The sequence below is a fragment of the Nostoc sp. genome, assembly GCF_036917095.1.
Lineage (GTDB): Bacteria > Cyanobacteriota > Cyanobacteriia > Cyanobacteriales > Nostocaceae > Nostoc.
Map to the genome: position 1 here is coordinate 64,741 of NZ_JBALFH010000044.1, position 13,952 is coordinate 78,692.

A 13,952-nucleotide genomic window follows, 5' to 3' on the forward strand; every position below is an offset into this window, starting at 1 on the left:
GTTCTTTCAAAATTCGCTACACAACAACACACTACTCGGTGGAAGAAGTGGAAAAGTTGCGCTGGCTAAATTTCCATCCGAAAAGATGAATATTATCTATGAGTTAGTGCGTCCCGATGCTGGCGAAATTTTTTGGCAAGGGCGACAGATTAATATTAATAGTCTAGCGGAGGCAATATCTCTTTTAATTGGGATGGTGTTGCAGCACTTTAGTTTATTTTAAACAGCGACAAAAGGCTTTAAATTGGGTATATCTACTCAGTTTAAATATAAGCTCTATAAGTGTGGTACCCAGAAAAAAAGCCAGTCAAATTTCTAAAGTCAAGAATCAGCAAAGAACCAACGAAGCTTTTACCATAGTGCCAAGACGAATCAGCCGTCGCTATGCATTCATGGCATTGATACTCAGCTTGATAATCGTTGCTTGCACTAATACGTATCAATCATCCCCTTCTCCAGTCAATAAACTCTCCATTGAAAGTGCAGATTTAAGAATTTGGTGGGATAAAGGATTTACTGTGGATGAAGATGAAGCAATCCAGCAGTTAGTAAGCAATTGGGAAAAACAAACTGGTAACAAAGTCAAGCTTTCTTTCTATATTGGCGATGAGTTACCACAGAAGGCGCGTAGGGCTATTCAGGCAGGTAATGCACCCGATATCATGATGAGTTATGGCGCTGAGAGAGCATTAAATCCGCGTCTGGCTTGGGAAGGGAAACTGGCAGATGTAACGGATGTAATTAAGCCAGTCAAAAATCTTTATCCTGAGTATGCCCTGCAATCTGTTAATTATTATAATAATGCTGCAAAAAAGCGAAGTTACTATGCAGTTCCAATCAATCAGGCAACGGTTCATATTTTCTACTGGCGAGACTTGCTAGAGCAAATAGGTCGCAGTAAAAGGGATATTCCCAAAGATTGGGATGGTTTTTGGGAGTTTTGGAAACAAGTGCAGAACGATCTGCGAATGAAACAGCAAAAGCAGGATATTTATGGGTTAGGTTTTCCTTTCTCTGCTGGAGCTTCAGATACCTACATATTTTTTGAGCATATTTTAGAAGCATACGATGTGCAAATTCTCGACTCAAAAGGTAAACTGCTGATTGATGACCCAAAGGTCAGACAAAAAATTGTCCAAACCTTAGATTGGTATGCCAAATTTTACCAACAAGGTTATGTGCCACCAGATGCAATCAATTGGTTAAATCCAGATAATAATCGCAGCTTGCTCAACCGTGTGGTGGTGATGACTCCTAACAACACCCTCTCAATTCCTTGCTCTGTCCGCCAAGATGCCGGCACCTATCGCAATAAGCTTGGCATCTTAAAATTTCCCAACAAACCCAACGGCAAGCCAATGCGTTATCTACTCACACTTAGGCAAGCAGTTTTATTCGCCGATTCCCAGCAACAGACAAAAGCTTTGAATTTTCTTGCATATCTCATTCAATCACAAGTGATAGATAAGTATCTGAAAGCTGCTGGCGGCTGTAATTTACCAGTCATAAAACCGCTTTGGCAAGACCCATTTTGGAAAAACCCAACCGATCCCCATGTTTCAACTGCGGCCAAGACGGTGACAGAAGGTTCAACGCGGCTATTTTATTATGTGCAAAACCCAGCATACAGCGTAGTTTTAGAGGAGAATATCTGGGGAAAAGCTCTTAATCGAATAATTGTAGATAAAATTTCTCCAGAGCAAGCAAGTGATGAGGCGATCGCGCGGATCAAACAAATCTTTGCACAATGGTAATCGATAATTATTTATATTAACTAAAGGAATAACCTATTTGCATTAATAATAAAAAATATAAATATCTTTAAAAACAGAAACAGCTTGTAAATATATGAAGTTCTGGAATCAACACCTAACTATTAAAGTTGCCAGTTCATTTTTATTTCTATCCTTGGTGACTGTAGCTGTAGTAGGAGGATTTGCCTTCATCAATGCAAGGGAAGCTTTAAAGCAAGCTGCTTTTGAACGACTCAGTGCTGCTGCCACCCTTAAAGAAGAAGAAATTACCCGTTGGTTTGAAGACCAACAACGCGACTTTCTCTTACTCACTCAGTTTCCAGACGTACAAAATAATTTTCAAATACTTTTAAATTCCCAAGCCTCCGATGCAGATTCTCGCAATGCTTACAAAGTTCTCTCGGATTACCTCGCAAATATGGCTAAAATCAAGCCAAGTTTGGGAGAAATTTCCATTCTTGACCGTAGCAATCGGATTATTTTATCTACTAATAAGCAGCGTGAAGGTCAATATGAAATTTCAGCTAACATCACCTATATTGAACAGATTCAGCCAGGAGACTCCTTTGCCCCTATTTTTTATGTCTCGCCTATTACTGGCAAGCCATCAGTTACTTTTGCAACACCTCTACGTGACGCAGCTAAGGTACGCCAAGGTGTTCTCTTAGCTGATTTAAATTTAGACCGAATAGATCAAATTGTCCGCGAACGTACAGGCTTAGGTAAGAGTGGCGAAACTTATTTAGTTGGCTCTTTAGTAACTAAAAACGCTTTTATTTCTAAAGAGAAAGATAAAACACCAAACTTTCCTAAAGGAGTTAGTAGCCAAGGCATTGATGCAGCAATGAGTGGAATTAGCGACCAAGGACTTTATCCAAACTATGCCGGAGTGCTAGTAATTGGAGTGTATCGCTGGCTCAATGACCAAGACCTTGCCTTAATGGTAGAAATGAACCAAGAAGAAGCCTTTGCCCCGGCTCGTCGATTGGCAGGGACGATGATGCTAGTGGGGTTCTTATCAATGGGATTTCTATTGATTGGAGTGTCTTGGCTAACACGACAGTTAAAAATATCTGGCGAACAGTTAGAGAATTACAGCCATAGATTGGAGGTAAAAGCCAAAGAAGCCGAAACTGCCAATCGTGCCAAAAGTGAATTTCTCGCAAACATGAGTCACGAACTTCGTACTCCTCTTAATAGCATCCTTGGCTTTACCCAGCTAATGAGCCGCGATTCTTCTATTAATGCTTCTCAGTTGGAACATTTAGAAATTATTAGTCGCAGTGGAGAGCATTTGCTGACTTTGATTAATGATGTGTTGTCAATGTCCAAAATTGAGGCGGGTTTAACGACACTAAACAATAATAGCTTTGACTTGTACACTCTACTTGATTCACTTGAAGAGATGTTTCAACTCAAAGCAGAATCCAAAGGTTTACAGTTGATGTTTGAACGTAGACCTGAAGTTCCTAAATATGTGCATACAGATGAAAGTAAATTGCGTCAAGTCTTGATTAACCTTCTTGGTAACGCTGTCAAATTTACTCAAGAAGGCGGCGTTAGTTTGCGAGTTAGGATGAAGGAAGAAAGTAGACTACAGCAGCAAGAACGGGCACAAGCAATAAAAAGCTCCGATCCTTCATTCTTCTGGCTTCATTTTGAAGTGGAAGACACTGGGACAGGGATTAAACCTGCTGAAATTGAAAAGTTGTTTAAACCCTTTGTCCAAACAGAAGCAGGTCGGAAATCTCAGCAAGGAACAGGTTTAGGTTTAACCATTAGCCAACAATTTGTGCATCTAATGGGGGGAAGTATTACTGTTAGCAGTACTTTGGGACAAGGAACAATTTTTTCTTTCGATCTCCAAATTAGCCTGGCAGAAGTAGCTGAAGCTCCAATTCAACAGCTAAAACGACGAGTAATTAGTCTAGAGCCTAATCAACCAAAATACCGAATCTTAGTAGTTGAAGATAAATGGGAAAATCGCCAACTCCTAGTCAATATGTTGGTATCCCTTGGCTTCGAGGTACGTCAAGCTGAAAATGGTCAAGAAGGGGTTAACCTTTGGGAAACCTGGGAACCGCAACTGATTTGGATGGATATGCGGATGCCTGTGATGGATGGGTATGAAGCCACTAAACAAATCAGAGCTACTTTAAAGGGTCAAGCTACTGTCATTATTGCTCTAACTGCTAGTGCTTTTGATGAAGAACGGTTTGTGGTTTTATCGGCAGGCTGTAACGATTTTGTGCGTAAGCCCTTCCGAGAGGAAGTAATCTTAAATATGATGTCTAAATATTTGGGGGTGCGTTATGTATATGAAGATAAACCCCTGCAAAAAGACGAATTTGCCGGAAATTCCGACCTTAAACTTTTATCATTAGAAGAGATGCTGGCTCAGATGCCCACTGAGTGGGTGACACAGCTACACCAAGCGGCACTGTGTACTGATGAAAAGCTGATTTTTAGCTTGCTTGAGCAAATTCCTGAAGAATCTGCTCTTTTGGCAAACACTCTGTCTGATTGGGTTAATAACTTTCGGATTGATAAAGTTATTGATTTAACACAACCGTAAGAAATGATTTCTAAAGTGAATCTTAAGAGGTCAGACGATTTAGGATAAGTTGTTCCGTGGCTATATAAATGGGTTTTTAGACATCTGTACTGTGCTCATGTTCTTTATAGAAAGTTATGGTAATAGCTTCTTTTCTCTAAGAGTTTTTAATATTTACTTTTATAAATTATTTCTAATAAATATGGATAACTATCAAGTTCAGCTACCAAAAGCAAATATTCTTGTTGTTGATGATACACCCGACAATCTGCGGCTTTTATCCGCCATGCTAACTCAGGTTGGGTATGAAATTCGGAGAGTGATTAACGGGCAAACAGCTTTGAAAACAGCACAAGCTGCGCCGCCTGATTTAATTTTGCTTGACATCATGATGCCAGAAATGAATGGCTATGAAGTCTGTCAACACTTGAAAGCCTCAGAGAAAACCCGCGACATTCCGGTGATTTTTATTAGCGCCTTGGATGAAGTATTTGACAAAGTTAAAGCTTTTGCAGTTGGAGGGGTAGATTACATTACCAAACCTTTTAGTGAAGAAGAGGTTTTTGCCCGTGTAGAAAATAATTTAACTATCCGGAGGCTACAAAAACAACTTACTGAGCAAAATATACTTTTGCAACAGGAAATTAGCGATCGCCAAAAAGCAGAATCAGCACTGCGCCTCAGTCAGTTTTATCTAGATAAATTTAAGGATTCTATCTTTTTTGTCAATTCTGATGCCCAGCTTGTTTACGTGAATGAAGCTGCCTGTCGTCATCTTGGATACTCCCGCGCCCAATTGCTGACTATGACTGTTTACGATATAAATCCAAATTTTTCGACGGTTGCTTGGCGATCGCACTGGCAAGAAGTTAGACAGAAAGCCTCTCTCACTTTTGAGTCTACTCAACGAACTCAAGATGGTCAGGACATAGCCGTAGAAATAACTGTCAATTATCTGGAGTTAAACGGACAGGAATACCATTGTGCTAGTGTCCGCGATATCACCTCCTATTAACACCATTTCAGCAAGCCGCTAAAGTGTTTTGTATCAAAAGTTCTGTAAATAAATATATAGTCTGAGATTGCTGGAAGATACCTTTAGAGGGTGTTTGAAAAGTCTAAATTATTACTAGCCTTGGCGATTGGAAATCGCGGCTACACAGACAAAACCCACCTACGTGGGTTAAAGAGTTTGATTTTGTGTTAGTCCGCGTAGGCGGACTTTGCTTGTGTAGCCGCGATTTCCAATCGCCCAAAACTTTTCAAACATCCTCTTAGTCAAGACTTCTAATCCAAAACTGCTAACACAGGTGGGAAAAGAGATTTTTCTGACGTTACTGACATTTTTTACATAAATTAATAAAACTTTGACGGCAAAATTCCTGACGAATTATGACTTTTTCATGCTGTCAAAAAGTGAATGATTCACTTAAATTAAAGGTATGGTCAAAGTAAACTTCGATCCAGAACCTCAAGAACCTTTAATAAGTTAAAGCAAAAGGGAAAACCCCAACAGCAACAGGTTCTTATGATTTGCATTTTACATTTAATTATGTCGTCTTACTGAGTTGATTATGTGGATTGAATTGAGTCAGCGAGCAAAAGGGGATTGCCCATTGCAACCATGCTGTTATCACCTCTAATATCTGACAGATAATGACAGCATCAAAAATCAAGCAAAGAAATGCCTGGCTACTGCATCAAGCCTGCAAAGTATGCCCAAAAAAGAAACTTCAGGAAAGAAAATAAGATGCGAAAAAATAGTATAAACCAAGATTTTATCCCGCCTGAAGAAGCAATTCATCACAGTATTCAGGTATCTGAGCAAGGAAATATGAATAGCATTACTGTTAAAATTGATGATGTGAGCAACAACTCTTTGACTGTAGAAGATGTTACTACTGATTTAGCCATTCAAAGTCATTCACTACCAGTAAACCAGGAAGTCAGGCATCTGTTGTCTAGCTCCTCAGTTAAGGAGGATCTAAAGGAACAACTAGCATCCTTAGTTGCCCAAGCCCGTAGACATCCACCTGGAAGCCCTCAACGTCAGAAGTTGCTCACGCAAGTCATTCGTTTGACACAAGGTAAACTCTGGAAGGAAAATACTCCCTACTATCAAGACGCACTGCAACAAACTTGGTTGTATTTCTGCCGCAATGTTTGTGATGGTACGACAGGTCAAGCCTATGACTCCACTCAAGGTAGTGTGATTAATTGGCTAGATGCGTACCTAAAACGCAGACTACAAGACTTTTATCTCCAACAAAACCGGGAACAAGCCACAACAGTCCCCTTTGGGGTTCATCAGTCTAAGTCGGGTGAGATTGGTGAAACTATTGACCCGATAGATAATATACCAGCTACCCCCCAAGCGCCTCCCATTTTGGAAAACCTGGAGATATGGGTGCAGACAGACTCCGATATGGAACTACGTAGTACTCACATTAAAGGGCGTCCAGACGTAAATTGTCAGGTATTAATTCTCAAACGCTTACCCCCGGAAGTTAGCTGGAAAGAATTATCTAAAGACTTTGGGCTGCCAATTGCGACATTAAGCAGTTTCTATCAACGGCAGTGTCTACCACGCTTGCGGAAATATGCTGAGATAGAGGATTTATTCTAAACTAGACTTTCACTACAGGAAGGTGGCTCACAAAATTCCAGATACTGACAGCAAATCAATATTTCAACAGATAACCTAGAGAGGCAGTCTAGGATAAATATCGATTTGGATTTTACCTATTTATCGAAATATATTAGTGCTGAGTAAATAGTGCATAATTTCTAATAATTAAAAATTCCGGTTAACTATCATAGATGTAATTTTATTTGGGTTGCAGATATAATCGTTGTCCTACTCATGGTTGATGTAGTAATTGCTTTGAGGTTACTGAACAGTGCTTTTTATACTCGAAAGTCACCATCGCCAATCCTAAAACAACTATTAATGCCCAACCGAATGCGCCTATAAAAAATAATCTTTGAAATCTAGCTGCTTTTTGCTCTTGAACTAGTCTAGCTTTGACTTCTTTTGTTCGTTCTGCTTCTAACCATGTCTCAACTTCTCGGCGATCGCATTCTTGGCTAGCTGCTAAAAACTGATAATCTAGATCGCTCAAGCTTTTGCCTTGCGACCAAGCTAGAGCTTCATGTAAAGCTGTCCCGCGTAATAGTCGGGAATGATCGCGATGCTCTGAGACTACCCAAGCGTTGAATGCTTGGGAGTAGGGTCGTAATTTTGCTAATTGTTTTTCTACCCAAGTTTGATTAAAAACCTCTTCATAAATCCGGTTTTTTACTATTAATTGCCCTTGGTGCTTGGTTACTAACCCCGATAACAGCAGTTCTATTTGTTCTTCTCCATCATCACTAGCTATCTGAATACCTTGTAAAATTTGCTGGTACATTCCCAGTAAACCTCCAGCCCGCTGCTCATTTCTCAGCAAGCGATCGCGGATTGTTTTCAAATGCTCTGGATCGTCTTTTGCTTCCCATTTCTCAATAATATGGGTTTGCACTAGCTTTTCTAAAATTAACAAGGGGAATTGGTAATAAAAATTTATCAGATGTTGATTAATAATCGGTAAATGGTTATCCAATTTATAACGCTCATCAACTTCTAAGCTTCTGTGCTCCTGAACATCCTTGCTTCCACTGTGTCTTTCTTGCACTACTATCTGACAGAGCTTTTGAGTGAGAAATGGCTGACCATTTGTCCAAGCTAAAATATCTTTGATAACTGCCATCGGATTAGCTACTTTACTTTCTAATCCGGCTGCTAATGGCTGAACTTCTGATAAGTTAAAGCCGTGTAGTTCAATAGATTTACCAATATTAAATGGGGTACAGTTGCGATCGGCAATCAAATCTGAAGGCGTTGCGACTCCGAACAGTGCCCAAGTTAGACGGTTATATTCTGGATTTTCGGCTCGCTGATTATAGCACGAGCGAATCAGAGTAAAAAAATCGACAACAGGGAAATTCAAACCTAAAACACTATCAATTTCATCAATGAAAATAAAGATTTTTTCAGTTTTCAGTTCAACTAACAAAATGTCTTCGACAAACTGACTCAATCGCTGTAATGCAGGTAAATCTTCACGCTCCGACCACCAGGCTTTTAAATTAACTTTGCTAAAGAGTTTAAAGCTTCTTAATAAGTCAACTACTATGCCCTTATACCACTGAGCAGGAGTAATATTGCCGTTGCCAATCCGAGTCATGTCGATAGAAGCACAACTGTAGCCTGCTTGTTCTAATCGATGCCTCGTTTGTAACCGCAAGCTAGATTTACCCATTTGCCGAGAGCTAAATACATAACAAAATTCACCTTGAATTAGAGCATTATAAAGTTCAAAATCAGCCTGCCGTTCTACATAGCTAGGAGCATCGACTTTGAGACTACCGCCAATTTGATATTCGTACTTATTCATAGCATTTAGGTTAATTGCTCTCGGAAATACAGCTGATACAACTCACAGCTAGGCATTGCCTGATTTCCTTCAAGTTTTACCAGACCCATACTTTCTAATTTATAGGCAGCGATCGCTTCTAATTGCACGCTTGTTGGAGAGGTAACTACCCGTTTGAGTGCGATCGCAAGTTCGGGATGTTCTTGAAGATTGGCTAGATGATGCCGTAAATAGTTGCTATAAATGCCGGCAATTGTGGGAGCTTCTTTTAATAGCTGCTCTAGGGTTACTTCTTCGCGTCCCAGGTTATAAAGAGCCAGACGAGCTAGATAGGGATGACCTCCAATCATTGCTAGCAGAGGAGCCAGCTTTTGCAATCCTTTCTCACCTTTGGCCCAATCCAATCCATGACGTACCGCCAATTCTTGCATCTGCTCTAAACTAAATTCTGGTAACTTAATCGGTAATCCTACATTGAAAGGGGATTGATTAATATCTAACGGAATATAAGCTTCAGTGGCATGAACTACCACTAGTCGGAGTTTTTGCCAGATTTCTAATTCGGAAGCATCTTCATACCAAGAACGCAGTAGGGGGAGAAAATCCCTAGAGATTTCTGGATACTCGAAAATTCGATTCACTTCATCCAATGCTAAGACTAGCGGAGCGTCGATTTTTTCTAGCAAATACTCCTGTAAATACAATGTGCAGCTAACTTTGCTGCCAATATCCTCATCCCAATAATCATCGAGTCTGATTTCTAGATTCAACTGCCGACTGACGTTAGCACAAAACCAGCGTAAGAATTTTTCTAAGCTAGTGAAAACTTGACTATCTGCTCTCTGTAAACCAATCTGTACGGTGTGTACCCCAGTCTGTTTAGCATGAATGAGAATTCTGTGCATTAGGGATGTTTTTCCCATTTTGCTGGGGGCTTTGATTCTGATTAGGCTTCCAGGTTTGTTGATTTCGGCATATGTGCGTTCTTCAATTGGCGGACGCTCTATGTAAAAAGAAGAATTGAGCGGTACTGAGCCACCAGGATTTTCTAAGAAGTCGGGATTAAGGACTGGGGTTTTTTTCTCATCCTGCTTTTCTATTGCTGAAGAAGATGCTGATATCCCATCTTTCCCTGTGCTTCTTGACTGAGACTGTTTCAAGACTGCTGGTACAGTTTGTAGTTTTTCTGACAAAACGCTACTTTGCATAGGCAAAGCCCGTTGGAGGCTTCGCCGTCTCAATACTGAGCGAAAATTACTTTTTGTCACTTCCTCCCCGAAAGCCTGTGAAAGTAACTTCCATAACTTGGAACCAACATCTTTTATATAATTGGCATCATAACCACAGCTTTCGGCGATATCTGGATAAGTTTGTCCTTCCCAAGCTTTACGAAATATTATTTCTTGAACATCACTTAAGCCATGTTCAAGGAATGTATCTAAAATTACTAATGCTTCTTCTATATTCATTTTTAAAAAGAATAAAGCTTGTTTTAAATAAGACTTTAGCGGAATTTTTCATCCTTTTTTCCTTATTTACTTAAATTTAAACAGTTGTGTCGTTTACTGTACAAGCACTGCTATAGCATAAATAAATGCTGCAAATTACTCAAGTTGCATTCAGACGTAGGCTGATCGGCGCGATCGCTCTGCCAATTATCTTATTATTGTCGTTGTCAGGAGTTTCAATCTGGCAAATTAACCGCCTGCTTTCGGCTATGCAATGGGTTGACCACACTGACCAAGTAATTGCCAGAGCAAATGGCTTACAAAAACTATTACTGGATCTGGAGACAGGAGTCCGTGGATACCAGCTTACAAGTAAGCCAGAATTTCTTGAACCTTATCAGCAAGCTAACTCTACTATTAATACTACTTTTGATCGGTTGGGTGATTTAGTGTCAGATAATCCCCAACAAAGTCAACGCTTAAGGCAAATCAAGGCAGAGCAAACAGTTTGGAATATCTCTATTTCCCAAGCGCTCGCCCGCAAACAAAGAGGTGAAACTGAACCCCTATCAGCAATTGAGGCTCGCAAACAGCGTATGGACGTGATGCGAAATCAAATTAGTGATTTTATTGCTACTGAAGAGCAGCTACGGTCTCAGCGCAACCAAACAGTCCAACAGACTACTGGGCGAGTCATCTTTAGTAGCATAATTCTGTCGCTTGCTGCTGGTGGCGTCCTTGCCTTTTATATTCGGCGGCAAATTGTACATGTGTCTGACAATTATGAGAATGCTCTCAAAACTGCCCAAGTACAAACTGAAAATGTTCAGCTTTCTGCCCAAAGACTTGCCGCTTTACATAATATTGACCGAGCAATTTTAGCTGCTGAGTCGATCAAATCTCTAGTCCGAACTGCCCTGACACGAATGCGTCAGTTAGTACCCTATGAGCAAGCATTTGTTGCCTTGTTTAATTTTGAGGTAGGCACAGCTGAGATTGTGGCAGGCAGCAGCACTAAAGAATTACAACCGCTTGAAGGTACAAAGATGCCAGTATCAGACTTTGCGCCTGAGCAAAGTTTACGGCAAAACCTTAGTTATGTTAAAGACTTGACAAGTGTTGAGCTTTATCCACCTATTTTAGCACAGTTGCATTCGGCAGGAATGCGTTGTTGCTTGCGGATTCCGATGTTAGTTGAAGAAACGCTGCTAGGAGAACTTAACTTGGCGGCGACTCAGACAGCCGTTTTTGATGCTCAAGCACAAGATGTTGTGGTTGAGGTGGCGGCTCAGTTAGCGATCGCTATCCAACAATCTCTCCTACGCGAACAACTGCAAAATTACGCTTTGGAACTAGAACAGCGTGTTGCCGAGCGCACTGCACAGTTGCAAGAAACAAATCAAGAGTTAGAAGCGTTTACTTACACGATATCGCACGATTTACGCGCACCGTTACGTACCATGCAAGGCTTTGCTCAGGCATTGCAAGAAGACTACACAGATAAACTAGACTCCGTTGGGCAAGAATACATTCAATATATTACAGAGGGTGCAGTCCAAATGGACACCCTAATTGCTGAACTCCTGGCATACAGCCGCCTCAGCCGTGCCCAAATTCAAATGCAAAAAGTTGATTTAACTGATGTTGTTGAGGAAGCTTTAAAACAACTCAGCAAAGAACTTCAGGAACAGCTTGCACAAGTTACGGTAGCAAAACCCTTACCGTCAGTGATGGCTCATCGCTCTACGCTTGTCCAGATAGTAACCAATCTACTCAGCAATGCAATGAAATTTGTGCAGCCTGGAATACAACCAAAAGTAAAAATCTATGCAGAGGAGCAGCAAGATTCGATACAATTGTCGATTGTAGACAACGGCATCGGTATTGCGCCAGAACATCAAGAGCGCATTTTTCGGGTCTTTGAACGACTGCATGGCGTTGAAATCTATCCAGGTACTGGTATTGGTTTAGCGATTGTCCGCAAGGGGGTAGAGCGAATGGGCGGTCGAGCCGGAGTAGAATCGCAATTAGGTACTGGTAGTCGCTTTTGGATTGCACTGCCAAAAGCCGTTCCTCACAGCAACGATAAGAATGACGCAAGTACTCCGCATTCTGATAATTGATGACAATCCAGGCGATCGCGCCTTAATGCTCCGAGAACTGAGGCGAGAATTTCCGCAATTTCAAGCTCAAGAAATTCGGGAAGCCTCTGTCTTTGCTAGTGCAGTAGCAGCAGGCGAATTCGATTTGGTTATTACCGACTATCAATTGGGCTGGAGTACTGGACTAGAAGTTTTGCATAGCATTAAGCAACAGTATCCAAACTGCCCAGTGATTATGTTTACTAATACAGGTAGTGAAGAAATTGCGGTAGAGGCAATGAAGTCTGGGCTAGATGATTATGTCCTGAAATTACCCAACCGCTACATTCGCATACCAGCTGCTGTGCGAGTTGCATTAGAACGAGCAGAAATCAAACGACGAGCTACTTTACTTGAAATCCGTCTCCAAGATTTGCTCAACCAATTAAAACTAGGTATATTTCGTACTTATCCAGATGGAAATCTTATTGAGTGTAACCCAGCATTTCTGGAATTGTTGGGGCCGGATTCATTATCACAAGCCTCAGTGATGAATCTATTAAACATCCATGAATACTACTCAATACTACAAGAACTGCCGCCACCTCAACAGCAAGAGCAAGAGATTCAATTACAACGAGCAGATGGAAGATTTATTTGGGTTGGATTAAGCATAGCTCTAAATACAGTTGAGGGACAACAGGTAATAGATGGCTTAATTGAAGATATTACATCTCGTAAACAAGCTGAAATTGAAATTCAGCAACTCAACCAAACCTTAGAGGAGCGAGTCAGGGAGCGTACTGCTGAATTAGAAGTAGCAAATCGAGATTTAGCGCAGACAAATCAGGAATTAGCAGTGGCTAATCAAGATTTAGAAGCATTTACTTATTCAATTTCCCACGATCTGCGCGAACCATTACGCGCTATCCAAGCGTTTGGTTCAATCCTCCTAGATAACCAGGATAGGGAATCTAACCTAGAGAACCAACAAAACTATTTGCAGCGCATTATTGCAAGTACACAGCAAGCAGACAAGCTTGTTCAAGATTTGCTTGAATACAGCCGCCTCAGCCGGACTGAAATGCCATTACAAGCTATTAACTTATCTTTATTGATGATACAAATACTGAGACTGCTAGAACTAGAAATAACACAGCGACAGGTGAGAGTGGAAGTTGAAGAGCCTTTAGCTGAACTTACGGGAAACCCTACTATTTTGATTCAAGTAGTTACCAATTTGCTAACTAATGCGATTAAATTTGTTGCACCGGAAATCCAACCTCAGTTACGAATATGGACTGAGAAACGTAATAAATTGGTTCGCTTATGGGTGCAAGACAATGGCATTGGTATTGAGGAAAAATACCAAAAACGCATTTTCAATGTTTTTGAGCGCCTACACAGCTATGAAGTTTATCCTGGTAGTGGTATCGGTTTAGCAATTGTCCGCAAAGGAGTCGAACGTATGGGTGGGCAAGTTGGTGTAGAATCCCAACCTGGACAGGGAAGCCGATTTTGGATAGATTTACCTATAGTTATAGATGTAAATCCCTAAAATCTCTCAATCGCCTTGATTACGGGCAAACATAAAGTTCTTTCTACGCTCCTAAATATTTGGTGCAAGATCCTTACCCTATGCCATGCCCTGAGGCGCACAGTAAGTTATGAAAAACTTTCTTTCTCCCTGCCCCTCCTGC

At 40.8% G+C, this 13,952-nt stretch carries 9 protein-coding genes; 7 read left to right on the forward strand and 2 right to left on the reverse strand.

Features of this window, described 5'->3' with window-relative positions; translation table 11 throughout:
* Positions 1-85 precede the first annotated feature (85 nt).
* The 5 genes from V7L01_RS24765 to V7L01_RS24785 all read left to right on the forward strand — a co-directional run bounded on the left by V7L01_RS24765 (position 86) and on the right by V7L01_RS24785 (position 6,934).
* The gene (locus V7L01_RS24765) at positions 86-223 is read left to right on the forward strand and encodes a hypothetical protein (protein WP_335039420.1); all 138 of its coding nucleotides are present in this window, start codon (positions 86-88) and stop codon (positions 221-223) included.
* A gap of 61 nt (positions 224-284) precedes the next feature.
* Positions 285-1,754, forward strand: coding sequence for a sugar ABC transporter substrate-binding protein (locus V7L01_RS24770; RefSeq protein ID WP_335039422.1), 1,470 nt, complete (start codon positions 285-287; stop codon positions 1,752-1,754).
* A 94-nt stretch (positions 1,755-1,848) separates the two neighbouring features.
* Complete coding sequence (locus V7L01_RS24775; RefSeq protein WP_335039425.1) at positions 1,849-4,329, forward strand: hybrid sensor histidine kinase/response regulator; 2,481 nt, start codon at positions 1,849-1,851, stop codon at positions 4,327-4,329.
* A 181-nt stretch (positions 4,330-4,510) separates the two neighbouring features.
* Entirely contained in the window at positions 4,511-5,323 is an 813-nt protein-coding gene (locus tag V7L01_RS24780) for a response regulator (RefSeq protein WP_335039428.1), read from the forward strand.
* Between the two features lie 942 nt (positions 5,324-6,265).
* Positions 6,266-6,934 carry a sigma-70 family RNA polymerase sigma factor gene (locus V7L01_RS24785; RefSeq protein ID WP_335040817.1) on the forward strand — a complete coding sequence of 223 codons (669 nt, stop codon included), beginning with the start codon at positions 6,266-6,268 and terminating at the stop codon, positions 6,932-6,934.
* Between the two features lie 235 nt (positions 6,935-7,169).
* On the opposite strand, the gene V7L01_RS24790 is transcribed toward V7L01_RS24785, so the two are convergent.
* The gene (locus V7L01_RS24790; protein WP_335039430.1) at positions 7,170-8,744 is read right to left on the reverse strand and encodes an AAA-like domain-containing protein; all 1,575 of its coding nucleotides are present in this window, start codon (positions 8,742-8,744) and stop codon (positions 7,170-7,172) included.
* A gap of 5 nt (positions 8,745-8,749) precedes the next feature.
* Positions 8,750-10,192: an AAA-like domain-containing protein gene (locus tag V7L01_RS24795; RefSeq protein ID WP_335039431.1), complete on the reverse strand. Its 1,443-nt coding sequence runs from the start codon at positions 10,190-10,192 to the stop codon at positions 8,750-8,752.
* Positions 10,193-10,317: 125 nt separating this feature from the next.
* Between V7L01_RS24795 and V7L01_RS24800 the strand changes: the two genes are divergently transcribed.
* Entirely contained in the window at positions 10,318-12,294 is a 1,977-nt protein-coding gene (locus V7L01_RS24800) for a CHASE3 domain-containing protein (RefSeq protein ID WP_335039433.1), read from the forward strand.
* Positions 12,263-13,810 (forward strand): sensor histidine kinase, encoded by a 1,548-nt coding sequence (locus tag V7L01_RS24805; protein WP_335039435.1) that lies wholly within the window; start codon positions 12,263-12,265, stop codon positions 13,808-13,810. Before V7L01_RS24800 ends, V7L01_RS24805 begins: the two co-directional genes overlap by 32 nt.
* Positions 13,811-13,952: the final 142 nt, after the last annotated feature.